The 25,873-nt window shown below is 67.4% G+C and carries 19 protein-coding genes and 1 tRNA gene; 13 read left to right on the top strand and 7 right to left on the bottom strand.

Annotation, left to right across the window (positions count from 1 at the left end):
* Positions 1-130: 130 nt before the first annotated feature.
* Entirely contained in the window at positions 131-883 is a 753-nt protein-coding gene (locus G1C96_RS04710; RefSeq protein WP_169275498.1) for a hypothetical protein, read from the top strand.
* A gap of 3 nt (positions 884-886) precedes the next feature.
* Here the strand turns inward: G1C96_RS04710 and G1C96_RS04705 are convergent, their stop codons facing one another.
* From G1C96_RS04705 to G1C96_RS04695, 3 genes are all read right to left on the bottom strand, one after another.
* Entirely contained in the window at positions 887-1,462 is a 576-nt protein-coding gene (locus tag G1C96_RS04705; protein ID WP_169275497.1) for a manganese efflux pump MntP, read from the bottom strand.
* Positions 1,463-1,808: 346 nt separating this feature from the next.
* Positions 1,809-2,306 carry an inorganic diphosphatase gene (locus G1C96_RS04700; protein ID WP_169275496.1) on the bottom strand — a complete coding sequence of 166 codons (498 nt, stop codon included), beginning with the start codon at positions 2,304-2,306 and terminating at the stop codon, positions 1,809-1,811.
* 57 nt (positions 2,307-2,363) lie between these two features.
* Positions 2,364-4,736 (bottom strand): alpha-1,4-glucan--maltose-1-phosphate maltosyltransferase, encoded by a 2,373-nt coding sequence (locus G1C96_RS04695; protein ID WP_169275495.1) that lies wholly within the window; start codon positions 4,734-4,736, stop codon positions 2,364-2,366.
* 304 nt (positions 4,737-5,040) lie between these two features.
* Here G1C96_RS04695 and G1C96_RS04690 point away from each other — a divergent pair, with 304 nt between their 5' ends.
* Positions 5,041-8,790, top strand: coding sequence for a hypothetical protein (locus G1C96_RS04690; protein ID WP_169275494.1), 3,750 nt, complete (start codon positions 5,041-5,043; stop codon positions 8,788-8,790).
* A 107-nt stretch (positions 8,791-8,897) separates the two neighbouring features.
* On the opposite strand, the gene G1C96_RS04685 is transcribed toward G1C96_RS04690, so the two are convergent.
* Positions 8,898-8,974, bottom strand: a tRNA-Met gene (locus G1C96_RS04685).
* Positions 8,975-9,156: 182 nt separating this feature from the next.
* Between G1C96_RS04685 and G1C96_RS04680 the strand changes: the two genes are divergently transcribed.
* The 9 genes from G1C96_RS04680 to G1C96_RS04640 all read left to right on the top strand — a co-directional run bounded on the left by G1C96_RS04680 (position 9,157) and on the right by G1C96_RS04640 (position 17,646).
* Positions 9,157-10,194, top strand: a complete 1,038-nt coding sequence (locus G1C96_RS04680) for a homoserine O-succinyltransferase (protein WP_169275493.1) — start codon at positions 9,157-9,159, stop codon at positions 10,192-10,194.
* 444 nt (positions 10,195-10,638) lie between these two features.
* Positions 10,639-11,445, top strand: a complete 807-nt coding sequence (gene atpB, locus G1C96_RS04675; protein ID WP_169275492.1) for a F0F1 ATP synthase subunit A — start codon at positions 10,639-10,641, stop codon at positions 11,443-11,445.
* A 100-nt stretch (positions 11,446-11,545) separates the two neighbouring features.
* Positions 11,546-11,782 carry an ATP synthase F0 subunit C gene (gene atpE, locus G1C96_RS04670; RefSeq protein WP_169275491.1) on the top strand — a complete coding sequence of 79 codons (237 nt, stop codon included), beginning with the start codon at positions 11,546-11,548 and terminating at the stop codon, positions 11,780-11,782.
* Positions 11,783-11,847: 65 nt separating this feature from the next.
* On the top strand, positions 11,848-12,378 hold the full coding sequence (locus tag G1C96_RS04665; protein WP_169275490.1) for a F0F1 ATP synthase subunit B: 531 nt from the start codon (positions 11,848-11,850) through the stop codon (positions 12,376-12,378).
* A 24-nt stretch (positions 12,379-12,402) separates the two neighbouring features.
* Complete coding sequence (locus G1C96_RS04660) at positions 12,403-13,221, top strand: F0F1 ATP synthase subunit delta (protein ID WP_169275489.1); 819 nt, start codon at positions 12,403-12,405, stop codon at positions 13,219-13,221.
* A gap of 92 nt (positions 13,222-13,313) precedes the next feature.
* Positions 13,314-14,960: a F0F1 ATP synthase subunit alpha gene (gene atpA / locus G1C96_RS04655; protein ID WP_169275488.1), complete on the top strand. Its 1,647-nt coding sequence runs from the start codon at positions 13,314-13,316 to the stop codon at positions 14,958-14,960.
* Between the two features lie 3 nt (positions 14,961-14,963).
* Positions 14,964-15,860: a F0F1 ATP synthase subunit gamma gene (locus tag G1C96_RS04650; RefSeq protein WP_169275487.1), complete on the top strand. Its 897-nt coding sequence runs from the start codon at positions 14,964-14,966 to the stop codon at positions 15,858-15,860.
* Positions 15,861-15,868: 8 nt separating this feature from the next.
* Positions 15,869-17,356 carry a F0F1 ATP synthase subunit beta gene (gene atpD / locus G1C96_RS04645; protein WP_169275486.1) on the top strand — a complete coding sequence of 496 codons (1,488 nt, stop codon included), beginning with the start codon at positions 15,869-15,871 and terminating at the stop codon, positions 17,354-17,356.
* Positions 17,356-17,646, top strand: coding sequence for a F0F1 ATP synthase subunit epsilon (locus G1C96_RS04640; protein ID WP_169275485.1), 291 nt, complete (start codon positions 17,356-17,358; stop codon positions 17,644-17,646). The genes atpD and G1C96_RS04640 overlap by 1 nt, the downstream gene beginning before the upstream one ends.
* A 420-nt stretch (positions 17,647-18,066) precedes the next feature.
* Here G1C96_RS04640 and G1C96_RS04635 read toward each other — a convergent pair whose 3' ends face one another.
* The 3 genes from G1C96_RS04635 to G1C96_RS04625 all read right to left on the bottom strand — a co-directional run bounded on the left by G1C96_RS04635 (position 18,067) and on the right by G1C96_RS04625 (position 23,031).
* Positions 18,067-19,098 carry a LacI family DNA-binding transcriptional regulator gene (locus G1C96_RS04635; RefSeq protein ID WP_169275484.1) on the bottom strand — a complete coding sequence of 344 codons (1,032 nt, stop codon included), beginning with the start codon at positions 19,096-19,098 and terminating at the stop codon, positions 18,067-18,069.
* Positions 19,099-19,165: 67 nt separating this feature from the next.
* Positions 19,166-21,499 carry a glycoside hydrolase family 95 protein gene (locus tag G1C96_RS04630; RefSeq protein WP_169275483.1) on the bottom strand — a complete coding sequence of 778 codons (2,334 nt, stop codon included), beginning with the start codon at positions 21,497-21,499 and terminating at the stop codon, positions 19,166-19,168.
* Between the two features lie 215 nt (positions 21,500-21,714).
* Entirely contained in the window at positions 21,715-23,031 is a 1,317-nt protein-coding gene (locus tag G1C96_RS04625) for an ABC transporter substrate-binding protein (protein WP_169275482.1), read from the bottom strand.
* Between the two features lie 569 nt (positions 23,032-23,600).
* Between G1C96_RS04625 and G1C96_RS04620 the strand changes: the two genes are divergently transcribed.
* Positions 23,601-24,761 (top strand): AraC family transcriptional regulator, encoded by a 1,161-nt coding sequence (locus tag G1C96_RS04620; protein WP_169275481.1) that lies wholly within the window; start codon positions 23,601-23,603, stop codon positions 24,759-24,761.
* Between the two features lie 236 nt (positions 24,762-24,997).
* Complete coding sequence (locus G1C96_RS04615) at positions 24,998-25,720, top strand: SGNH/GDSL hydrolase family protein (RefSeq protein WP_169275480.1); 723 nt, start codon at positions 24,998-25,000, stop codon at positions 25,718-25,720.
* Positions 25,721-25,873 lie beyond the last annotated feature (153 nt).

The following is a 25,873-nucleotide window of genomic DNA, read 5'->3' as shown; positions in this document are numbered from 1 at the left end:
CCCCTTTGTTGATCACCGCATGATAACGATTGCCATCGTACAGCGGCGAAGTGCTTTTCGGTTAGTTGTAACGAAGGTTATGGACACGTGTCGTGCGCCGACCGGTGCGGAGCGGATAGAGTAGGGCGGTGTGGACGAGACTACTGCGGACAAGATGACGGCGGCCGGCGTGCAGCCGACCGTGAGGGACCTGACGGGGGTGCAGGCCGCGGCGTACGTGCTGCTGCTGGCGTGCGCGGCGCTGCCCGTGGCGCTGGGGCTGACGCCCGACGAGACCTTCTCCCCGGGCGTGCTGATCCCGGTGGCGTGCGCGCTGGCGCTGGTGCTGGCGTTCCACGCGATGTGGCCGTTCCGCGGCATCCCCGGGCTCGGATGGTTCTCGCGCCTGTTCTCCGCACTGATCGGCGTGGTCTCGGTGGCGGCCGGATGGCACGTGCTCGTGGTGGGCGACCGCTACGTCACCTACCGCAGCGCCTCGGTGCTGTGGGGCTGCCTGTTCGGCATCCTGATGACCGTGCTGGTGATCGTGGGGTTCGGTCGGCAGATGCTGCGCCGCGACCGCTCCCACCTCATCGTCACGCTGTCGCGCTGCATCATCAGCGGCGTGTGCTCGGCGGCCGCGGGCGGATGGTGCTTCCTGCCGATGCTTCTGCTGGAGGCGGGCCGCGCCGAACTGCGGGGTCTCGGCTGGCAGTACGCGCTTGTGGCGCTCGCGGTGCTGGTGCTGGTGCTGTGCATCGGCGCGATCGGCGTGCTGTGGCGCGGCGACGCCGAGCTGGTGGCGCCGAGGTCGTGGATCGGGCTCGCGCTGATGCCGGTCATGCTCTCCGGCATGCCGGTCTATCTGGGCGCGCTGGGACTCATGTTCCCGCTCAACTGGTGACGGCTACCAGGCGATCAGGCCGATGTGCTCCAGCAGCACCTTGACGCCGAGCAGCACCAGCACGATGCCGCCGGCGATCTGCGCGGGCTTCTGCCAGCGCGCGCCGAAGAAGTGTCCGATGTACACGCCGGCGATGGAGAACAGCGCCGTCGTCACGCCGATGAGCGTGATCGCCAGCGGCACGTTGATTGGCAGGAACGCGAAGCTCACGCCCACGGCGAAGGCGTCCACGCTGGTGGCGAAGGCCAGCGGCAGCATGTGCTTCCAGTCGAAGTCGGGCGTCTCCTCCGCGTCCTCCTCGTCGTCCTTGAAGATCGCCTCGTAGATCATGTTGCCGCCGATGAGCAGCAGCAGCGCGAAGATGATCCAGTGGTCCACGGCCGTGACGTACTGGCTGAACGTGGACGCGGCGAAGAAGCCGAGCAGGGGCAGCAGCGCCTGGAATCCGCCGAACCACAGCCCCACCTTGACCGCGTCGGAGTGACGCACCTTCCCGGATACGGTCAGTCCCTTGCCGATGGCGACGGCGAAGGCGTCCATGGAGACGGAAACGGCAATGAGCAGAATTTCGATGATCATGTGCAGTGAAAAAATGGTTCATCCCGTACCCGTTGCGGCATGCGGGATGGGCCTCGACCAGTCTTTCCGACCGCCTACGCCTAGCCGAGCGACGACATTCAAACTGCCGGTCCGGATCGCCGGCTTTGAATCCCCATACGAATGCTGTTCGCCAGTCGTACGCAATTACGGTGCACGATTGTAGCATCGCCCGCGCGGTACGGGATGTGCGTTGCGCGACGTTGCATCCTGCGTCGCGCAACGTCGCGCGGCGCTGTGGATGCCGGGCGGAGGATGCGGATACGGGAGAAGCCCCTCTCCCGCGTGGGAAAGGGGCTTCTCGTCACGTGTCGTCAGACGACGAGGCTCACTTGGCCTCGGAGTCGGCCAGACGCTGGCGCGCCTCGACGATCTCCTTCTCGGCCTGCTCGACGCCGGTCCAGTAGTCGCCGGGCAGCACCTCCTTGTTGGGCTCCAGAGCCTTGTACTGCTCGAAGAAGTGCTTGATCTCCTTCAGGTGGTACTCGTTGACGTCCTTGACGTCCTGGATGCCGTCGTAGCGGACGTCGGCGGGCACGCACAGCACCTTGTCGTCGCCGCCCTCCTCGTCCTCCATGTGGTACAGGCCCACGGCGCGGCACTCGACGACGCAGCCCGGGAACACGGAGTTGTTGACCATCACCAGGGCGTCCAGCGGATCGCCGTCCTCGCCGAGGGTGCCCTCGATGTAGCCGTAGTCGTCCGGGTAGCCCATGGCGGTGAACAGCTCGCGGTCCAGGAACACGCGGCCGGTCTCCTGGTCCACTTCGTACTTGTTCTTGGAACCGCGCGGAATCTCCACCACGACGTTGAAGGTCTCTGCCATTTCACACTCCTTGTTGGTTGACAGGAATATCCGTTTACACACAATAGCGCGCGGACGTCAGTACCGCACGCTGAGCACGTGCGCCACGTCGGCCCACGGGGCCAGCGAGACGTAGTTGTCCCAGCTCCAGTCGAACTCGCGGCCGGTCAGCTCGTCGCGCACGTGGGCGCCGGCGGCCGGGTCGATGCCGAAGTCGGGCAGCTCGAGGTGCACCATCGACTGGTGCGCGTTGTGCCCGTCCAGGTTCACCACCACGATCAGCGTCTCGGGCTTGTCGTCGGCGGTCAGTTCGGCCGGGTTGTGGCGCGCGAAGGCGAGGATGTTCGGATCGTCGGTCTTCAGCACCGTGAGGTTGTGGTAGCCGAACAGGCCGGCGTGCTCGCGGCGCACGCGGTTGAGCGAGGCGAGCAGCCCGGAGATGCCGTACTTCTCCGCGTTGGCCCAGTCGCGCACCTTGATCTCGTACTTCTCGTTGTCGATCTGCTCCTCGAACCCGGGGCGCTGCACGTTCTCGATCAGCTCGTAGCCGGAGTACATGCCCCAGCTCGGCGAGCCCATCGAGGCGAGCACGGCGCGCACCGCGTGGCCGGCGATGCCGTTGTCGCGCAGGTACGCGGTGAGGATGTCCGGCGTGGACGGCCAGAACGTGTTGTGCTGGTAGTAGCCGTCGTCGCCGTTCGTCTCGGCCAGGTACTCGGCCAGCTCCTCCTTGGTGTTGCGCCACGGGAAGTAGCAGTGGGACTGCGTGAAGCCCACGTAGCTCAGCGCGCGCATCATGCCCGGGCGCGTGAACGCCTCGGCGAGGAACAGGATCTCCGGGTGGCGTTTGGTCACGGCGGCGATGACGTCCTGCCAGAAGCGCACCGGCTTGGTGTGCGGGTTGTCCACGCGGAAGATCGTCACGCCGGCCTTGATCCACAGCTCGAGGATGCGCTCCACCTCCTTCTCGATGCCGGGCATGTCGGCGTTGAAGTCGATCGGGTAGATGTCCTGGTACTTCTTCGGCGGGTTCTCCGCGAAGGCGATCGTGCCGTCCGGCTTGTGGCGGAACCAGTTCGGATGCGCCTTGACCCACGGGTGGTCGGGGGAGCACTGCAGCGCGAAGTCGAGCGCGATCTCCAGGCCCATGTCGTGCGCCTTGGCGACGAACGCCTCGAAGTCCTCCATCGTGCCCAGACGCGGATCCACGGTGTCGTGGCCGCCCTCGGCGCTGCCCACGCCGAACACCGAGCCCGGGTCGTCCGGGCCGGCCACGAGCGCGTTGTTCCTGCCCTTGCGGTTGGTCACGCCGATCGGGAAGATCGGCGGCAGGTAGACGATGTCGAAGCCCTCGGCCTTGGCGCGCTCCAGACCGATGACCGCGGTCCTGAACGTGCCCTGCACGATCTTGCCGGTCGCCTTGTCCACGTAGGCGCCCTCGGAGCGCGGGAAGAACTGGTACCACGCGGCGAAGCTGGACTTCGGGCGCTGCACGCGGATCGTCTTCGCGGCGCCCTCGGACAGGCCGTCGCGCAGCGGGTTGGTGGCGTGCAGGGCGGTGATCTCGTCGCTCTTGGCGGCGGCCAGACGCTCGGCGGGGGAGAAGGACTCGTCGTCCATCTCGTCGGCGGCGTCGAGCAGCAGGCCGCGCTGCGCGGCCCTGAGGTGCGCGTCCTCGGTGTCCGCCCAGCGGCGCAGCAGCGCGGCGCCCTCACGGAGCGCGTTGTCCACGTCGTCGTTCACGTTCACCTTGATCTCGGCGTCGTGCAGCCAGGAGCGGTACGTGTCCTCCCAGCCCTGCACCACGAGCGTCCAGTCGCCCAGCTGGCGCCTGACCGCGGCGTATTCGGGCTCCCACGGGTTCACGTCGGAGCGCTCGCCGGCCCTGAGGTCCACCTCCCAGCGGTCCAGGCCGGGGTTGGTGCACGTCATGGCGCGGCGCATCATCTCGCGTCCGCGCGGGTTGCGCAGGATGGCGGTGGCGCCCACCTTGGTGCGGCCCTCGATGAACACCTCGGCGGTGACGCGGAAGGTCTCGCCCAGCTCCACGCGCGCGGGGAAGCGGTTGGCCTCCTCGTTGGGCGTGACGTCCATCACCGCCACACGGCCGAACTGGATCGGGTCGGTGACGGGGATGGTCGGGGCGGCGGCCTCGCCGTAGGCGTCGAACACGGGGGTGATGACGTCCGGCTTGGCGGCGGCCTTCGCCGTGGTCTTCGCCGTGGTCGAGGCGCGGCGCGTGGAGGTCCTGCGCGTGGCGGTCTTCCTCGTCGTGGTCTTCTTCTCGGCGGTCTCCTTGGTGGTCTTCACGGCCTTTGCGGCGGAAGCGGTGGTCGCGGTCTTGGCTGCCGCGGCGGACGCCCTGGCCTTGGTCTTCGTTGACTCGGCGGAGGCGGAGGTGGTGGCGGTGTTCTGTTCGGTGCGTCCTTCGACGCGATGTTGTGTAGCCATACCGCCCATCCTAGGCCACAACGGATGTTTCGGAGTGGAAACAATCGTCGCGTCAAACGTTTTTCCGTAACAAGTTCAGCCTCCGTTCACCGTCGGGGCGCGACCGTGCGCGCTCACATCCGTCCACGTTCGACCACATCGGGTTGTCCACAACGGCCCGACGGGATGACACGCCGGAACGGCCCCCGCGGGCCCACGTTCGACCACATGCCCCGGAAACCCGCCGCCGGAAGGCTCGGACATGACACCGTCGTGAGGTACCACCCGTGCGAGGGCGCGGGTCGGCTTCGCGAAAGGAACGACAATGAAACGAGCATTACGGGCCGTCCTGGCCATGGTCGTCGCCTCGGCGCTGACGCTGCTGGCGATGACCCCGGGCCTCACGGCGGCGTACGCGGCCGAACCGCTGACCATCAACCCCACGGAGATGTGGGACCGCTTCTTCTACGACACCGCCACGTACTCGATCGGCGCCACGATGCGCGACAAGGACGGCAACAACGCCTACTGCATCGAGTCCGGCATCATGGACGAGACGTCGTACGAGCGGGCCGAGCCCATCCCGGACACGCCGGAGGCGCGCAGGATCGCCTGGCTGACGGACCGGTACCGGGACAGCTACGACGTGACCACGCAGATCGCCATCGGCGCGCTCATCCACGACTACTTCGAGATGGCGGACATGGAGCTGTGGAAGGGGCGCCGCGAGGCGCTGCTCCGGCTGCGCCCCGAGGTGGCGACGAGGATCGACGAGCTCTGGGCCGAGGCCGGGCGCAACGCGCCCGCGTCCATGGAGGCCACGTACACGCTGCATGAGGGGTCGCGCAGCGGCGTGGTGACCGCGGTGGTGCGCAACGGCGACGGCGCGGCGATCGCCGGCGTGCCGTTCACGCTGCGCCTGACCGGCCCGGCCACGTTCGACGCGACCGGCTCGGCCGAGGTGTCCGGCACGTCGAGCGAGCAGGAGCAGACCTTCACGTGGACGGCGAACGGCTCCGGCGCGGTGGCGGTGCAGACCGAATACTCGCATCAGGTGATCCGCCGTCTCGTCAGTTCGCAGGACTTCGTGCAGTTCGGCGGCACCAGCGTGCGCACCGACCAGTCGGTGAGCTTCGACGTGCGCAGGGAGTTCCGCCCCGCGCTGCGCACCGAGGTCACGGCCAAGACGGTGGCCGTGGGCGACGAGGTGCATGACGCGGTGTTCTCCGGCGTGGCCGACGGCGAGGAGTGGGCCGGCGGCGCCGTGCTGGACGCGGCCGGTTACTACTTCGACGGGCTCGCGGCCGCCGATCTGGCCGCCCCGGTGGCGCCGAACGAGGGCGAGGGTGCGGCCGACTTCCTGGCGCGTCTGGCGCAGCTCGGCCGCACGCCGCGCGCCTACGGCTCCGCGCGCTTCGACGGGCCGGACCAGCGCGTGGAGGTGACGGCCGTCACCGAGCCGGGCGGCACCGAGCCGTACCGGGCGCGCGCCGGGTTCGGCACGTGGGTGTGGACGATCGACCGCGCCGCGCAGAGCCCCGAGGCCGCAGGATTCCTGGGCGCGGACGTGGTCACGCCGTTCCTGGAGCACGCCGAGACCAACAACGCCGTGGCGCCGCTGACGGTGGACTCCACGGTCACCGAGCACACCGCGCTCGTGGGCAGCGACGTGAGCGACACGATCACGGTGTCCGGCTACCCGGACGACCACGGGTCCTTCGCCGGCGACGAGGCGTTCGGATTCGGCCCGGACCGTGCCACCGCGCGCGTGGACGTGTACTGGGCCGGCGACCGCGACGACGCCGAACGCATCGACGAGTACCGCCCCGAGGGCGAGACGCCTCCGGCGGCGGACGAGCATCACCGGCTGGTCGGATCGTGGCCGTATCCGGCGGTCAACGGCGAGATCAAGGTGGGCGGCGGCGTGCCGGACGCGGACGGCAACCCGGTGAGCATCACCGCGGACGCGCCGGGCTGGTACGTCTTCGTCTACGTGTTCGAGGGCGACGACCGCGTGGGCGCCACGTCCAGCGCCTACGACGACGAGTGGGAGCGCGTGCGCGTCACCGAGGTCAGGCCCGAGACGCCGTCCATCACCACCGCCGTGAGTCCCGCCCGCGTGGGCGTGGGCGAGCCGTTCCGGGACGCCGCGGACGTCTCCGGCAGGGTGCCGGAGGGCTCCCACATCACCTTCAGCGCCTACGCGCCCGTGGGATTCGGCGAGCAGCCCGGCGAGGCGAAGCTGCTGGACGAGGCGCGCGTGGACCTCGACGCCTCCAAGGCCAACCAGACCGTGCTCAGCCCCGAGGTGCGCACGTCGGTCAACGGCCACGTGCAGTGGAAGGCCACGCTGTGGAACAAGGACGGCGAGGTGATCGACTCGCATCCGCTGGGCATCGACGGCGAGGTGACCGAGGTGGTGGCCGCGGCCGAGCTGTCCACCAGGGCGCGCGGGCTGGGCGAAGTGGATGGGCCCATCTGGGACGAGCTGACCATCACGCCCGGGCAGGTGGACGGGCATACCGTGGGCGTGCCGGACGGGGTGACCGCCGAGGTGACGCTGTACCGCAACACCGGCGATCCGGCGAACGGCACGCTCGAGGCGACGCGGGAGTACGAGCTGACCGAGGCGCAGGTGCGCGACGCGAACGACGGCGACGGACTGACGTTCCGCGCCGAGGGATTCAGCGCGCGGCACGCCGGCGAATACTACTGGGTGGCCGCGCTGCGCGACCGGTACGGCAACGAGCTGGCCCGCGGCCGCTACGGCGACCCGTCCGAGCGCACCTCCGTGCACCGCTACGCCACGCGGGTGCGCCACGCCGTGACGGCGCAGGCGCTCGACCGGTACGAGTCATCGCGCTCCTCCAACGCCGACACGCTCACCATCACCGGCTGGGAGCGGACGGACGGCGACGTGGCCGTCGCCCCCGGGCAGACCCCGGACGGCGTCTCCTTCGTCTGGCAGCTGTGGCGGCAGGGCGAGGGCGACGCGGAGACCGACCTCATGGTGAGGCAGGGCGACCTTCAGCCGCTGCCCGAGCTGCCGTTCGACGAGGCCGCCGGCGGCATCGCCCCCACGCTGGACGTGACCTCGCCCGAATGGGAGATCGAGGCCGCATGGCCGGAGGGCACCTATTACTACCGCCTGCACGTCGTGGACGAGGCCGGCGATACCGTTGCCTACCTGCCGGCGCGCGACCCGGCGGAAAGCTTCGACGTGGTGTCCCTGAGCACCGCCGTGCCCAAGGCGCGCTGGTTCAGCGCCGAATCGGTGAGCGACGGCGTGACGATCCGCGGCCGGCTGCCCGCGGGCGGCGAGGCCGAGGCGCAGCTGTGGCGCTACGGCGGACCGCTCGGGTCCGACGAACGGGTCGCCTCCACCGGACGCATCGCGGTGCCCGCGCAGTCGGACGAGAACACGTTCGCCACTCCGCCGATGCCGGCGCCCGAACCCGGGCGCTACTACTGGAAGGTGCTGCTCTTCGCGGACGGGGACGACGCGGATGCCGATGCGGATGCCGGGGACGCTGCCGGAGACGCCGAGAATGCGGATCCGGCCGTCGGCTCCGCCGAACCGGTCATCGTGGACGGGGCGCGCATCGAGGAGGAGTCCTTCGAGGTGTCCCGCGTCACCACCGAGGCCAGCGAGGGCGGACCCGTGCCGGCGCAGGTGCACGACACGGCGGTCATCGAGGGCGGCGCGCCGGAGGGGTCGTCGATCTCCTTCGAACTGTTCCGTCTCAACCCTCAGGCGCGCGAGGACGAGGACGAGTCCGTGGCCAGACTGGATCCGGTGCCATTGCAGACGGGCGTGGTGCGCGTGGATTCCGGCGAGGTGCGGCTGGACGAGCCGGGCGACTACTACTGGCGCGAGACCCTGTGGGACCGCGACGGCAACGTGCTGCACGTGGGGGACGCCCGCGTGGCCGAGGAGAGCGTGACCGTGACCGAGGCGGCCCCGCTGGCCACCACCGGTCTGGGCGGCGACGCCTCGATCGCGCTGGCCGCCGGCGTGGTGGCGCTGACGTGCGGCGGCGTGACGGTGCTCGCGGCGCGGCGTCGTTACCGCTGACGCACGGTGGCCGCTGACGTGCAGTGGCACGGTGACGCGCGGACGGGCCGCCGATGGCCCGTCGGATACGACGAAGGCCGGGAACCTTGCGATTCCCGGCCTTCAATTGGTAGCGGGGCATGGATTTGAACCATGGACCTCTGGGTTATGAGCCCAGCGAGCTACCGAGCTGCTCCACCCCGCGACGGCATGTCTTGCAGACAGCTCGCACTAATATACCGGTGTTCCGCGCGAATGCAAGCCTCGGCGTGTCGCGCCCGTCGTCGGCGGCCCGGCAACGGCCTGATAACGCCCCATAACCGGAGTCTATGGCGCCGCGGCGGTTTCCCCTGGGCGCCATATCCCGCGCGTTGCCATAATGGTGCCATGCCTATCAAGATCCCCAGCGGCCTGCCGGCCAGAGACATCCTCGACTCGGAACGCATCTTCGCGCTCGAGAAACCCGAGGCGGAGCGTCAGCGCGTGCGCCCGCTGAAGCTGGTGATCCTGAACCTCATGCCCAAGAAGATCGAGACCGAGACGCAGCTGCTGCGCCTCATCTCCAAGTCGCCGCTGCAGGTGGAGATCGACTTCATGAAGACCTCCACGCACGAGGCCACGCACGTGAGCGCCGATCATCTGGTGAAGTTCTACGAGACGCTCGACGCGTTCCGCGACAACTACTACGACGGCTTCGTGGTCACCGGAGCGCCGGTGGAGCACATGCCGTTCGAGGAGGTGGACTACTGGGACGAGTTCCGGCACATCCTCGACTGGGCGTCCACGCACGTGTTCTCCACCATGTACCTGTGCTGGGGCGCGATGGGCGCGCTCAACTACCGCTACGGCGTGCGCAAGGTGGACCTGCCGCGGAAGATCTTCGGCGTGTTCCCGCAGTACCTGCAGGACGAGTACTGCTTCCTGACCAACGGCTTCGACGAGATCGACCTGCAGCCGCACTCCCGTCTGGCCGGCGTGAACGAGGACGACGTGCGCGCCAACCCCGATCTGCAGATCCTCACGTGGGGCCCGCGCTCCGGCCCCGGGCTGATCGCCACGCGCGACTTCTCCGAGGTGTTCGCGCTGGGGCACTGGGAGTACGGCAAGTACACGCTCGCCGAGGAGTACGAGCGCGACATGAAGAAGGGGATGACCAACGTGCCGTTCCCGGAGAACTACTTCCCGCACGACGATCCCTCCCTGGAGCCGCTGTTCTCCTGGCGCGCGCACGCCAACCTGCTGTGGCGCAACTGGCTGAACTGGGTGTACCAGACCACGCCGTACGACCTGACCGAGGTGCCGCGCCTGCGCGCGGAGAAGCGCCTGGGCACCGACCGTTCCATCCGCCACGAGCCGGGCGGCCCGCGCCGGGACGACTACCGTCCGCTCGAGGACGACGGCTACGGCCTGATCGTGCGTCGCTGATCGTGCGTCGCTGATCGTGCGCCGCCGCTCCGTCCGCATCGACGTCCGCGCCGGAACGTCGCCATGCGAATGTGTTCTTGCTCACATCCGCGGCCGTCACGGGCATCCCCGGTCGGCGTGCACGGCGGCGTCCGCGCCGCGCAAATCGCACATCCGGCGTGTGCGGTGTCGGCATTGTCACCACGATGTCCGAATAGTGGAATCCTCGTCGTCCATCACGTGGCTTCGGTCCGTTGACAACGCCGCGGCGAGTCGGTAAACCATCATCGAGCAATGACGAGGACGTGTCGCGCCGCGCTTGCCGGAGGAGTAGTGTGAGCGCTAACGCAACACGTCGCCCCGACGCGTCGGACGGCTGCGGCCGGTAACGTCTCCGTCACACACGGGGGCTCCGCGAGGGGCTATATTGAGTGCTGTTCGAATTAGGAGAGTAGGAGGTACGAGATGGCAGGTGCGGTGACTCTCGCTGCGGCGATGACCACGCTGGCCGAGTTCGAGGTCCCCACGATTGACGACTTCCTCCCCGACACCTTCGTGTTCCAGGGCACGCCGTTCGCGATCAACCGCATCATCATGGTGCGCCTCATCGCCACGGTCGTGCTGCTGCTGGTGCTCGGCATCACCGCCAGGCGCGCGAAGCTCATCCCCGGCCGCTGGCAGGGTGCCGTGGAGTGGCTGCTCGAGTTCGTGCGCAACAACATCGTGTACGAGGTCATGGGCTCCGAGCGCGGACGCCGCTACGTGCCGATGATCACCACGCTGTTCCTGACGATCTTCGCCTTCAACATCTGCGGCATCATCCCCGGCATGAACATCGCGGCCACCGCCACCATCATGATGCCGGTGTGCTTCGCGCTGTGGACCTTCGTCCAGTACTGGATCGCCGCGTGCCGCGGCAAGGGACTGGGCAGGTTCCTCAAGGACGAGCTGCTGCCGCAGGGCGTGCCGATCCCGGTCTACGTGCTGCTGGTGCCGATGCAGCTCATCGACATCGTGCTCATCCGCCCGCTGTCCCTGGCCATCCGACTCTTCGCGAACATGATGGCCGGCCACCTCATCGTGGCCCTGTGCTTCGCGGCCACCCAGTACTTCCTCATCGAGGCGCACAACGCCATGGCCGCCTTCGGCGCCGTCACGTTCGTGTTCGGCTTCATCATGACGCTGTTCGAGGCGTTCGTCGCGGCCCTGCAGGCGTTCATCTTCGCCACCCTGAGCTGCGTGTACATCAACCTGAGCTACCCCGAGGAGTAGTCCTCGTCCCCGGACGCGCACCGCGCACCGCGCCGCGCGTCCCCCCAAGGATTTTTGGTTTCGGTCTCCTGACCGCCAAGCCATAAGAAAGGAAAACACCATGGATCTCATTACTCTCGCAGAGGTCACCGGCAACCTCAACCTGGGTGCCATCGGCTACGGCCTGGCCGCCATCGGCCCCGGCATCGGCGTGGGCATCATCTTCGGCAAGGCCATCGAGGCCACCGCGCGCCAGCCCGAACTCGGCGGCCGCATCCAGACGCTGATGTGGCTGGGCTTCGGCCTGGTCGAGTTCCTGGCCCTCCTGGGCTTCATCTCCGGCTTCGTCTTCCGCTGATCCGTCGCGGCGCACAAGCTACGTAAAGCGACAAGCCAAGACGAATCAACCGAAAGGAGGCGGATATGGAGACTCTGGCAGTCGAAGGCATTGACCTGTTCCTTCCGAAGAGCTTCGACATCTTCTGGAGCGCGGTCATCCTCGTTATCGTGGCCATTTTCTTCTACAAGTTCTTCCTGCCCAAGTTCCAGAGCATCTTCGACGAGCGTGCGGCCAAGATCGAAGGCGGCATCGCCAAGGCCGAGCAGGCCCAGAAGGATGCGGACGAGGCCAAGGCGAAGTACGAGGCGCAGCTGAGCAACGCCCGCGTCGAGGCGGCCAAGATCCGCGACGACGCGCGCGCCGAGGCGTCGCACATCATCGCCGACGCCCGCTCCCGCGCCGAGACCGAGGCCGCGCAGGTCACCGCGAACGCCCAGCGTTCCATCGCTTCCCAGCAGCAGCAGGCACTGGTGAGCCTGAAGGGCGAGGTCGGCGTGCTGGCCACCGCCCTGGCGGGCAAGATCCTGGGCGCCAAGCTCGAAAGCGGCGACGTGCAGACGTCGATGATCGACTCGCTGATCGACGAGCTCGACAAGGAACCGGCCGGCAAGTGACCGGCGCACACCCAAGGAGGTGACATGCAAGGAGAGGCTTCGCTGATCGCGGACCGCGAGTCCCGCGACAGCTTCGCTCCCAAGCTCAAGGCCGCAGGCCTCGAGAACGAGCGCATCCACGAGGAGCTGTTCGGCTTCGCCGACATGCTCGACGCCAACAAGCGCGTGCAGCGGGCGCTGTCCGATCCTGCGCGTCCCGTCGAGGACAAGGTCCGTCTGGTCGACGCCCTGCTGTCCGGCCAGGCCCATCCGCTGACCGTCGAGATCCTGCATGACGTGGTGGGACGCCGGTGGAGCCGCATGAGCCATCTGGCCAACGCGGTGGAGGACTTCGGCGTCGACTCCGTGATGTACCTCGCCGACGCGCGCGGCGTCACCTTGCGCGTCTCCATCGAGCTCGCGCAGCTGCACTCCGCGATCCTCGCCCTGCCGCAGGTGCGCTCCAAGCTCTCGGACCCGTACATGGCGACGTCCGACCGCGTGGCGTTCCTCAAGGAGCTGCTCAAGGGGCAGCAGCTTGACCCGATCACCATGACCTTGGCCATCCACGCGACGAGCTCCCTGCGCAACCGTCGCTTCCTGACCATCATCCAGTGGCTGATCAACAAGCTGTCCAGGCACATGGGCGAGATGATGGTCACCGTCACCACCGCCGTGCCGCTCACCAAGGAGCAGATCAAGCGCCTCGTCGCCACCTACGGCGCCAAGCTCAACCGTCCGGTGCACATCAACTCCGTGGTGGACCCGTCCGTGCTCGGCGGCATGCGCGTCCAATACGGCTCCGAGGTCACCGACCACACCGTCGTCGCCCAGCTCCAGCGCCTCAGGCGCTCGGTGGGCTGAGCCGCGACGCGACCCCAAGGATCCGGCGGGATCGCCGCGCAGGCGGCCCGCGCCGGACACCTCACAGAAGTTTTCAACAATAAGGAGTGATCATGGCAGAACTAACCATTGATCCCGCCACGATACGCAAGGCGCTCGATGACTTCGTCGAGTCGTACAAGCCGTCGGACACCCCCACCCAGGAAGTGGGCTACGTGGCCACGGCCGGCGACGGCATTGCGCACGTGACGGGACTGCCTGGTTGCATGGCCAACGAGCTGCTCACCTTCGAGGACGGCACACTCGGTCTGGCGTTCAACCTTGACGCTCGCGAGATCGGCGTGGTGATCCTCGGCGACTTCGCAGGCATCGAGGAGGGCCAGGAGGTGCGTCGTACCGGCGAGGTGCTGTCCGTGCCCGTCGGCGATGGCTACCTCGGGCGTACCGTGAACCCGCTGGGCGAGCCCATCGACGGTCTTGGCGAGATCAAGACCGAAGGCCGCCGCATCCTGGAGGCGCAGGCCCCCGACGTGATGCACCGCCACCCGGTCGACGAGCCGCTGTCCACCGGCCTCAAGGCCATCGACGCGATGACCCCGATCGGCCGCGGCCAGCGCCAGCTCATCATCGGCGACCGCCAGACCGGCAAGACCGCCATCGCGATCGACACGATCATCAACCAGAAGGCCAACTGGGAATCCGGCGACCCGAAGAAGCAGGTGCGCTGCATCTACGTGGCCATCGGCCAGAAGGGCTCCACCATCGCCTCCGTGCGTCAGAGCCTCGAGGACGCCGGCGCCATGGAGTACACCACCATCGTGGCCTCCCCGGCATCCGACTCCGCAGGCTTCAAGTACATCGCCCCGTACACCGGCTCGGCCATCGGCCAGCACTGGATGTACCACGGCAAGCACGTGCTCATCGTCTTCGACGATCTGTCGAAGCAGGCCGAAGCCTACCGTTCGATCTCGCTGCTGCTGCGTCGTCCGCCGGGGCGCGAGGCGTACCCGGGCGACGTCTTCTACCTGCATTCGCGTCTGCTCGAACGCTGCGCGAAGGTGTCCGACGATCTGGGCGGCGGTTCCATGACCGGCCTGCCGATCATCGAGACCAAGGCGAACGACGTCTCCGCGTACATTCCGACCAACGTGATCTCCATCACCGACGGCCAGATCTTCCTGCAGTCCGACCTCTTCAACGCCAACCAGCGCCCGGCCGTGGACGTGGGCATCTCCGTGTCCCGCGTGGGCGGCGCGGCGCAGACCAAGGCGCTCAAGAAGGTTTCCGGCACGCTGAAGATCTCGCTGGCGCAGTACCGCTCGCTCGAGTCCTTCGCGATGTTCGCGTCCGATCTGGACGCGGCCTCCAAGGCCCAGCTGGCCCGCGGCGCCCGTCTGACGGAGCTCCTCAAGCAGCCGCAGTTCTCCCCCTACTCCATGGAACAGGAGGTGGCCTCGGTGTGGGCCGGCACCCACGGCAAGCTCGACGATCTGGAGATCGCCGACGTGCTGCCGTTCGAGCACGGCATGCTGGACTACCTCGCCCACAACACGGACGTCCTCAAGACGATCCGCGAGACCGGCGACTTCACGGCCGAGACCGAGAAGGCGCTGGACAAGGCGATCGAGGAGTACCGCAGCACCTACGTGTCCGTGGCCGGCAAGCCGCTCGTCGACAAGAAGCCCAAGGTCGATCCGAGGGCCAAGGTCGAGCAGGAGAAGCTCGTCGCACCCGACAAGAAGTCCAAGGGAGCTCAGTAAGCCATGGCCTCGCAACTCGCATTCAAGAGCAGGATCGCCTCCACCGAATCGCTGGCGAAGATCTTCAACGCCCAGGAGATGATCGCGTCCTCGCACATCGCCAAGGCGCGCAAGGTCGCCCTGGATGCGAAGCCGTACTCCGATGCGATTTCCGATGCCGTCCAGGCGTTGGTGGCGCACACGCACATCACGCATCCGATCTTCAAGGGTGAACCCGGCAACCCCCGCGTTGCCGTGCTCGCCCTGACCTCGGACCGTGGCATGGCCGGCGCCTACACCTCCTCCATCATCCGTGAGACCGAGGGCCTGCTCGCCCGCCTTGACGGCGAAGGCAAGCAGCCCGTGCTCTACGTGTACGGCCGTCGCGGCGTGACGTACTACAAGTACCGCAGCCGTCAGATCGCCGACACGTGGGAGGGGGACACCGACAAGCCGGGCGCGGAGGTCGCCGAGAAGATCTCGAAGGCGCTGCTGGAAGCCTACATGAAGCCGGCCGATCAGGGCGGCGTCAGCGAGCTGTACATCGTGTTCACCGAATTCGTCAACATGGTGGTGCAGAAGGTGCGCGTGCTGCGCATGCTTCCGGTGGAGCTCGTGGAGACCGAGCAGCAGTCCGAGAACGAGACCGCTCCGCTGTACAGCTTCGAACCCAGCACCGAGGAGGTGCTCGACGCGGTGCTGCCCAAGTACATCCAGTCGCGCATCCACGAGTGTCTGCTGACCTCCGCGGCGTCGGAGACGGCATGCAGGCAGAACGCCATGCACACCGCGACGGACAACGCCCGCAATCTGATCGCCGATCTGACGCGCAAGCTCAACTCGTCGCGCCAGGCCTCGATCACCCAGGAACTTACCGAAATCATCGGCAGCGCCGAGGCGCTGAACAAGAAGGAAGAGTAGGAACGCACATGGTTGATCAAGTTCAGACCACCGCGCCCGACGCTTCGGCCGAAGGGCCGGCGAAGGGCCGCGTCACGCGTGTCCAGGGCTCGGTCGTCGACGTCGAATTCCCGGTGGGACACCTGCCTGAGATCTACAATGCACTGACCGTCAGGATCGCCGGCGGCGTCGGCGAGGAGGGCGAGAACCAGGGACGCGAGATCACCCTGGAAGTCGAGCAGCACCTCGAGGACTCCATCGTGCGCACCGTGGCCCTGAAGTCCACCGACGGCCTGGTCCGCGGCGCCCTCGTGGAGGACACCGGCGAGCCGATCAAGGTGCCGGTGGGCGACGTGACCAAGGGCCACGTGTTCGACGTGACCGGCCACATCCTCAACAAGAAGCCGGACGAGCACATCGAGGTCAAGGAGCGCTGGTCCATCCACCGCAACGCCCCGTCCTTCGACCAGCTCGAGTCCAAGACCCAGATGTTCGAGACGGGCATCAAGGTCATCGATCTGCTCACTCCGTACGTGCAGGGCGGCAAGATCGGTCTGTTCGGCGGCGCAGGCGTCGGCAAGACCGTGCTGATCCAGGAGATGATCCAGCGCGTGGCGCAGAACCACGGCGGCGTCTCCGTGTTCGCGGGCGTGGGCGAACGCACCCGTGAGGGCAACGACCTGATCGGTGAGATGGACGAGGCCGGCGTGCTGGAGAAGACCGCACTGGTCTTCGGCCAGATGGACGAGCAGCCGGGCACCCGTCTGCGCGTGCCGCTGACCGCACTGACCATGGCCGAGTACTTCCGCGACGTGCAGAACCAGGACGTGCTGCTGTTCATCGACAACATCTTCCGCTTCACGCAGGCCGGTTCCGAGGTGTCCACGCTGCTGGGCCACATGCCTTCCGCCGTGGGCTACCAGCCGAACCTGGCCGACGAGATGGGCGCCCTGCAGGAGCGCATCACCTCGACGCGCGGCCACTCCATCACCTCGCTGCAGGCCATCTACGTGCCGGCCGATGACTACACCGACCCGGCCCCGGCCACGACCTTCGCCCACCTCGACGCCACCACCGAGCTGTCCCGCGACATCGCGTCGAAGGGCATCTACCCGGCCGTGGACCCGCTGAGCTCCACCTCGCGAATCCTCGATCCGCGCTACGTGGGCCAGGCGCACTATGACTGCGCGAACCGCGTCAAGGCCATCCTGCAGCGCAACAAGGAACTGCAGGACATCATCGCCCTGATCGGCATCGACGAGCTGAGCGAGGAGGACAAGACCACCGTCGCCCGCGCCCGCCGCATCGAGCAGTTCCTGGGCCAGAACTTCTACGTGGCGGAAAAGTTCACCGGCCGCCCCGGTTCCTACGTGCCGGCCGACGAGACCATCGAGGCCTTCACCCGCATCTGCGACGGCGTGTACGACGACGTCCCGGAGCAGGCGTTCTCCGGCATCGGCGGCATCGACGACCTCGAGAAGAAGTGGCATGACATGCAGAAGGAGCTGGGTGCCTGATGGCGGCCGAGAAGACCACCATGCAGGTGACCATCGTCGCCTCGGACCGTCCGGTGTGGTCCGGGACGGCGACCAGCGTCACCGTGCCGGCCTCCGAGGGCGGCATGGGCATCCTGCCGAACCATGAGCCCGTGCTCGTCGTCGTGAACTCCGGTCGCGTCGTCGTGGTCGAGACCGACGGTTCGCGCCATGGCTTCGACGTCGAGGACGGCTTCGTCGCCTTCGACTCGAACAAGCTCACCGTGGCCGTGGAGCACTGCTCCGACGAGACGGCCGTCACCGCGGAGTAGCGCCGCCGCTGCGGGGGTGACGCCGCGGCCGACCAGTCGACTGCAAGGGCCCGCGCTGCGCGTCCGATCGCTGATGCATTCACGATCGGACGCCCGGCGCGGGCCCTTTCGCATACTCTCCGGCCGCATGATCGGCCGTGCGCTGGTCGCATGCTGGTTGGTGTGTTGGCCGCATGCTGGCCGTGCCGCGCAGATTTGGCGAAACTGACCATGCGCGATCCGCTGTCGAACGCAGATTTGGCGGAAGTGACCCCGGGGAGGCCGAAAAACGCCGCTCCGGGGTCACTTCCGCCAAATCTGCGAACGCCGGCCGTCGGAGGACGGTCAGTTCCGCCAAATCTGCGATGATGGGGGCTGCGAGATGACCCTGCGACCGTACATCGGCGAGCGCTGCTGGTGCATTCAACCGCGCGTTGCCGGTCAGCCCCGCGGCGCGGTAGTGCTCTGCCGCACGGTCAGCCGCACCGGCAGCACGACGGACGTGTCGGTCAGCGTGCCGCGGCGCGTGCGGACGATCATGTCGATCGCCTTGCGTGCCATGTCGTCGAACGACTGATTCACGGTGGTCAGTCCGGGGCCCAGATAGGCGGCGGGGAAGATGTCGTCGAATCCCACCACCGAAAGATCGTCGGGGATGCGCAGTCCATGTTCGGCGGCGGCCTTGTAGACTCCCACCGCCATCAGGTCGTTGAGCGCGAACATGGCCGTCGGCGGATCGTTCAGCGTCAGCAGTTCGTTCGCCGTGCGGTATCCCTCGGTCGCGTCGAAGTCGCCGCTGCGCCGCAGCTCGTCAGGCATCGTCACGCCGGCCTCGCGCAGCCCCTGCTCGAACCCGGCGATTCGCGCGGTGGAGGAGAGCGCCGATTCGGGACCCGCGATGATGCCGATGCGCGTGTGTCCCAGCCCAGTCAGATGCCGCGCCGCCAGAAGGCCGCCGGTCCAGTTGTCGATGCTGACGGTGAGATCCCCGCTGGGATTGCCGTTGACCGGATCGATCACGACGACCGGAATGCCGCGAGACCGCAGTGCGCCGCGATCCTTCTCCGACGCGGACGACAGCTGCATCACCACGCCGTAGGGATTGCCGTCGATGACGTGCGTGATGGCGTCGGCGGCGTACTCGCCTTCGCGCCCGAGCTCGGTGATGCCCACGTCCAGCGACTCCTGGCGCGCCCAGTGCAGCAACCCCTGCAGCAGAGGGAAGGAACCGTTGGCGTCGAAGACGCGCGTGACGAATTCGATCCGGTTGGAGACCTTGGTTGTGACGAGTTTCTTGCGGAATCCCACCTCGTCCAGCACGGCCTGCACGCGGCGGCGCGTGTCCTCGGCCACGTCGGCGCGTCCGTTGATCACCTTGGACACCGTCGACTGCGAGGTCCCGGCGAGTCTGGCGATGTCCGTGACCCTGAGTCGTCTGCCGTTGGCGCGGACAGGTGCTGATGATGTCGTCATGACGCCCCCGTCGATCGAGTTTCGAAATATTCGCTTGATGCAGTATAGGATGTTCCGATCGCGCCGATCAAGACACGACGCCGATCCGTCGCCCGGCGCCGAACCGCACGGGCACGTGCCCGCCGCCCGGCATGATCAGCGTCACCTCGCCGTCGCGGAGTCCCGTCACGGCGCACGAGACGAGCGCGCCGTGAGACCACGTCATGTCGAGCGCGCATCCGGCCCGCAGTCTCAGTCCGGTCAGCGCTCCGTCTTCGAGCGCCTCTGGCAACGCCGGCAGCAGCGCGACCTCGTCGCCGTAGTCATGCACCAGCAGCTCCAGCACCGCAGCGAGACCGCCGAAGTTGCCGTCGATCTGGAACGGCGTGCCGGGGCGGCCCAGCTTGTCGGCGTTGAACAGGTTGTCGAACGCCGAATCCGTGAGCAGCCGCACCACGCCTTCCCATGCCTCTTCGGCCCGTCCCAGACGCGCGAACAGCATCGCCGACCATGCGCGGCTCCAGCCTTCGCCTCCCGATCCGTGCTCGATGCGATGCCGCAGCAGGGCGAGTGCCGCATCTGCAAGCTTCGGCGTGGAGTCCGGACGAATCTGCGCTGCCGGATAGACGGCGAACAGCGGGGAGAAGTGCCGATGTCCGGGCTCGGTCTCCGCATATTCGCGGTCCCATTCGAGCAGTCGGCCGGTCGAGCCGATGCGGATGGGCGTCAGCGCGTCGATCCGGTCCCGCACGAGCGCGGCGAGCCCGGTGTCGTCGGTGCTGCCATTGTCATCGTTGCCGAGGCCGTCCGCCCCGACGGCATCGACGAGTTCCAGATATCCGCGGAACAGTTCGCGCGCGATCTGCACGTCCATCGCCGTCCCGGCGCACAGGTTGCCGCTGCCGCCGTCCGGCGTGCGATACGTGTTCTCAGGGGAGAGCGACACGGGCAACGCCCAGTGCCCCTCGTCGTCGCGTTCCATGACGTCGACGAGGAATCGCACGGCGCTCGCCACCGTGGGCAGGCAGTCGCGCGCGAACGCCGCATCGCGCGAATATCGGTAGTGGTCCACGAGGTGCAGGCACAGCCATGCCGCGCCCATCGGCCACAGCGTGGCGGGCATGTACGCGTCCACCGGCGCGCAGTCGCCCCAGATGTCGGTGTTGTGGTGGCAGACGAATCCGCGGAGGCCGTACATTTCACGCGCCACGCGCTCGCCGTGGGGCCTCATGCGTCGGATGTGCTCGAGCAGCGGCATGTGCAGGTCGCCGAACCCCATCGCCTCGGCGAACCAGTAGTTCATCTCGGTGTTGATGTTGATCGTGTACTTCGCGCCCCACGGGGAATCGAAGTCCTCGCACCAGATGCCCTGCAGGTTCGCGGGCAGCGAGCCCTCTCTCGAGCTGGCGATGAGCAGGTACCGGGCGAGGGCACAGTGCAGCTCGATGAGTCCGGGATCCGATTTGCCCTTCCGCAGCCGTGCCAGACGGTCGGGAGTGTCCATCGCGTCGAGCGCGGGATCTGGGCTCCCGAGTCTCAGCGTGGCGCGGTCCCGGCGCGCGAAATCCTCCATGTCCTTGCGGTGGCGCCGTTCCAGTTCCTCGACGCCCGCCGCCTCCGCCGCGTCGAGCGTGTCCAGACACCACCGCATCGGATCCTCGCTGCGGAACGTGGTGCGCGCGGTGACGAGCACCACGGCGCGGCGGGTGCCGTCCACGGCGATGGTTCGTCCCATGGCACGTACGCGGCAGCCGTCGTCCGCCCCCACGACGCGCACGGCCAGCACGTAGGTGATGCCGTCGTGGCTTCCGTTGGTGCCGTACAGGCGGACGGTGGCATCGTCCGGCCTGTCGATGCCGTCGCAGTGCCAGATGACGTTGGTCTTCTTCTCGTGCGAGCGGCGTTCCACGGTGACGCGGATGTTCGCGGGGGAGGGTTCGTCGATCACGTGGACCATCGTCATGTCCGGGTACGAGGCGAAGCAGCGGCGCTCGTGCGTGCCGTCGACGTCGTCGAAGGTGACGCGGTGCATGGCGGCGTCGAGATCGAGCGTGCGCCGGTAGTTCGCGACATGCACGTTCTCGGTTCCGTCTCCGCCGGCCGGCACGACGTTGACGAACACGTCGCCCAGCGTTTCGTAGTGCCGGGCATCGGGGACGGGGGAGAACATGCCCATGGCGGCAAGCTCCTGGGCCGCGGCCACATCGCCTTGCCGCAGCAGTGCGCGCACCTGCTCGTAGGCCCGGTGCGCATCCGGATTGAGACGGTCCCGCGGGCCGCCTGACCAGACGCTGTCTTCGTTGACCTGCAGCCGTTCGCGACGCGTCCCGCCGAATACCATGGCCCCCATGAACCCGTTGCCGATCGGCAGCGCCTCGGTCCAGTCCCTGGCCGGTGCGGAGAAGGAGAGTCGATGCGTCATGGTGCGTTCCCTCGCGTTCGTGTGTTGATGCGTTCCTGTGTCGTTGCCGGCGCCGTTGCGCTGCGGTCGTGTCGCGACGATCGTACGGCGAAAGGGGAGGCGGTCGGTTGTCCCGTCTCCCCTTCGCGATTCATGGTGGCGGCCCGTACGGGTGAAGTGCGGAAGTCGTACGGGCCGCGCGTCTCAATGTGCGTCCGCGCTGTGCGGGAGGCGCGTCATTTCGCGAGGATCGTGGTCGCCTCGTCGTAGAACTGCTGCGCCGCCTGCTTCGCGTCGATCGTGCCGTAGCACAGCGCCTCCTCGATCTGCGGCAGCGTCTGCGCCTTGAGCTGGCTGGCGTTGCCGGGGTCGAGCGCGATGGGCGGCGCGGAGATCGGCGTGACCACGTTGAGGATGTAGTCGGCGGACTTCTGATCGGAGGCGGTGAGCAGCGGAGTGATCTCCTCGACGATCTTGGAGCTGATCGGGATGCCTCGGTCGGTCAGGCGGATCTTGTTCGATTCGAGGTCGTTGGTGAACCAGCTGATCCACTTGGCGGCCAGTTCGGGGTTCTTGCAGTCCTTGGACACCACCCACTGCTGTGCGTAGTTGAGCGAGGTCGACTTGCTCACGTCGTGCGACGGCCACGGTGCCAGCTGCAGGTTCTGGTCCGCGCGCGCCACCTTGTCCGCGGCGGAGATCTGCGAGCTGGTCAGGAAGGCGCACCAGGACTGGCGCGAGGGGTCGGTGCCGTAGACCAGCGGGTCCTGCTCTACGGTGTTGAGCGTCAGCTCCGCGAAGGCGGCGGCGTCGATGTGCCAGCCTTCCTTGATGCCGGTCTCGAAGATGCGGAAGTAGTACTCCATGTCGTCGGCGGTGACGCCGAGCTTGCCGTCCTTGAACAGGTCCTTGCCGTCGCCGCGCATCATGGTCTGCAGGATCTCGTAGCCGGCGCCGTACGCGAAGTTGGTCTTCACGCCGGTCTTCTCGTAGATGGTTCTGGAGATCTCCACAAACTGTTCGGGCGTCATGTCGTTCGGGATGGTGACGCCGGCCTTGTCCGTGATGGTCTTGTCGTAGATGAGCGCGGGCGTGGCCACGGCCGTCGGGATGCCGATCTGCTTGCCTTCGAACTGTCCCGCCTCGAGTAGGTTGGCGTCCGCGTCGGACAGATCGAGCGTGCCGTTCTTCACGTAGTCGGTCAGGTCCACCAGCAGGCCGTTGGCGTAGTACTGGCTCAGCTCCGCGCCGCCGATCTGGATGATGTCGGGCAGGGAGCCGCCCGCGGCCTGCGTGGACAGCTTCTTGTAGTAGCTGCCGCTGTCGAAGAACTGGCCGTCGATGGTGACGCCCTCGTTGGCCTGTTCGAACAGTGCGTTCGCCTTGGCCATGTTGTCGTTGCGCTGCTGGTTGCCCCACCATGAGATCGTCAGATGCTTGTCCGACGAATTCGCGGATCCTCCGGACGATCCGCCGCATGCTCCCATGGTGACGAGCGTGGCGGCGCAGGCCACGATGGCTGCCGCCTTCCTGATGGCTGACTGTGCGTTCATCATTGAACCTTTCCGATATGTGACTCTCCGACTCCATTGCCGTGGTGCGAATAAATCGTTCATTATTACGAATAATTCGATCCGCGTATCGTCAGCATAACCGAGGTCGCGGTACTTTGTCAAGCGGGTGTACGATGTCGTTGTGTTGCAGTGTTCCGCTGTGGAATGCGAGTCGGATGCGGGTGCATTTTGTGGGGTTCGTTGCCATTGGATTTGCTCGCTGAGTGGTTGGGCGGACGTGGAATGAGCGGATCGGATGCGTAGGCCGGTTCCGATGTCGTCGGCCTTCGGAATCGTTCGCCATGTCGCGCCGCCGCGCATCGGATTTGCTCATTGTGCGACCGACTGTGCGCTGGCCGCCCGCTGACTGCGCGTAGGCCGCGCGCAGATTTGGCGAAACTGACCACGCGCGATCCGCTGCCGCATGCAGATTTGGCGGAAGTGACCCCGGAGCTGCGTTTTTCGGCCGCTCCGGGGTCACTTCCGCCAAATCTGCGCACGACGGCTGCCGGAGGATGGTCAGTTCCGCCAAATCTGCGATGATGGAACCGCGAGAGGGGAGGTCGGGCATGATCGGCGGCAGCAACATGGTCGGTAGGAGCAGCGCGACCGGCGGCAGCAGTACGGTCGGTCGGAACGATGCGCGCGGTGCGGTCATCGGCGACGGCACGGACGTCTCGGTCGGCACGGACGTTTCGATCGGCACGGATGCCTCGATCGGCACGGACGTCGCGGCCAAGCCGGCCGTCATGACCGGGTCAGTCGACGCGGCCGGTCCGGTCAGCGCGAACATCGCGGACCATGCGGCCAGCGCGGACATCAAGAACGGCACGGATCACAAGAACGGCACGGATCACGTGAACGGCATGGGCGCCCCCAACGTCGACGAGCCGGACGGGCGCGACGAACAACTGGGCACGTTCCCGTATCTGGCGGCCAGCGAGGCCCGCCTGCTGCCGCTGACGATCGACCGCGTCGGCAAGCTCGAGCTGGAGCCCGGGTTCAGACTGCATCGCACGGATGAGGGCATGTTCCTCGTGGAATACGTCACCGAGGGCGACTTCCGCATGCGGGTGGGCGGCATCGACGAGACGATGACGGCCGGACAGTTCGCGGTGATCGACTGCCATGTGCCGCACGTGTTCACCAGCGCCGCCGGCTGTCGGCACATCTACGTGTACTACGACGGCCCGGCCGCGCGCCCGTACTACGACTACGTCATGGCGCACGGCGGCAGCCCGGTGGTCACGCCGGGCGAACCGGCGGCCGCGGTGCACGAGATCAGCTTCCTGTACAACGCGGTGCGACGGCATCAGGACATCGGCGAAGCGCATCTGGCGCATCATCTCGACGCGCTGCTGACCGAGCTCGCCGCCGGTGCCGCGGGCGCGGGCGCCGACGCGCATCGGCGTTCCCCGGTGGTCAGGGCGCGCATGATGATCGCCGAGCACTACGCCGAGCCGCTCACCCTGGAGCGTCTGGCCGCCGCGGCCTGCATGAGCCCGTTCCATTTCGCCAAGCTGTTCAAGGAGGAGACGGGCGTCACGCCGCACCGGTATCTGATCGACATGCGCATCCGTCAGGCCAAGTTCTACCTGTGCTACACGTCGGCCTCCGTGGCGTCCATCGCCGCCGACTGCGGTTTCGGCTCGCCCAGCGCGTTCAGCACGGCGTTCCGTCGCGAGACCGGGCTGGGGCCGCAGGCGTATCGCGACGCGGTGCGCGACTGACCGCGGCCGACCGTGCGCGACAGGTTCCGCATCGCCCGCATCGCCCGCATCGCCCGCATCTCCCGCATCACCCGCATTGGCGCCGCAATATAGCAAGAAATGTAATCTTCGTGCCAAGAATGATGAGCGCTGCCGTGCGGCGTCCGCGTATACACTGTCAAGTGCAACGCGGCAAACAGATGCATCGCACCGATTCCTGAGGTGGGGTGCGACGGCGAGGAGAAGGAGCTGCGACGATGAGCGATCGTCAGCAAGATTTGCAATCCGCATCGCAGGATGCAACGGCGCCGGATGCAACGGCGCAGGATGCAACGGTGCGAGACGCGACGGTGCACGTCCCCTCGTCCCGCGCGCGCATCGTGTGCATCGGCGACAGCATCACCCACGGCGATACGGGCCTCGGCTTCAACGCCCCGCGTCCGTGGCCCGAGCAGGTGGGGGAGATGCTCGGCGTGGAGGTGTTCAACTGCGGGCACAACGGCATCGAGGTGGTGCACTACCGCGAGACCGACGAATGGCGGACCGCGCGCGAGGTGCTGCCCGAGGCCGACCTCGTCACGTTCATGCTCGGCACCAACGACATCGGCCACGACTACGTCGCCAAACCCGAGGACATCCCCGCCTCCGTGGAGCGCTACGCGGCGCTGATCGACGAGGTGCGCGCGCTCACCCCGCACGCCGAGGTGGCCGTGCTCTCGATCATCCGCTTCGCGCTCGAGGAGCCGGTGATGAGCCGCTTCGGGCTGGAGGGCATGCGTCGCATGAACGTGCTCGTGGATCTGCTCAACCCCGCGCATCGGCGCATGTGCCGCGAACACGGCTGGCACTTCGTCGACTTCGCGGCCAACGTCAACGGGCATCGCGAGCTGTACGGCAACTCGATCCATCCCAACCAGGACGGCTACGACGTGATGGCCCGCGTCCTCGCGCCCCGTCTCGCCGCCCTGCTCGGCGCGTAGGCGCACGGCGCTCCTCGCATCGCGCAGCGCCGCGCGAACGGGCCATGCGCACGGGCCATGCGCGCGAGCCGCAGCCCAACATGCTTGGCGCCCCATCGTCGGGGCGCCGCACACCATAACTGAACAAAATGGCCGCCCGGCGGTACGGACGGC

Origin of the sequence: Bifidobacterium moraviense (genome assembly GCF_012932365.1) — a bacterium.
Lineage (GTDB): Bacteria > Actinomycetota > Actinomycetes > Actinomycetales > Bifidobacteriaceae > Bifidobacterium > Bifidobacterium moraviense.
Note: the sequence above shows the minus strand (reverse complement) of the source record. Positions and strands in the feature narration are given on the sequence as shown.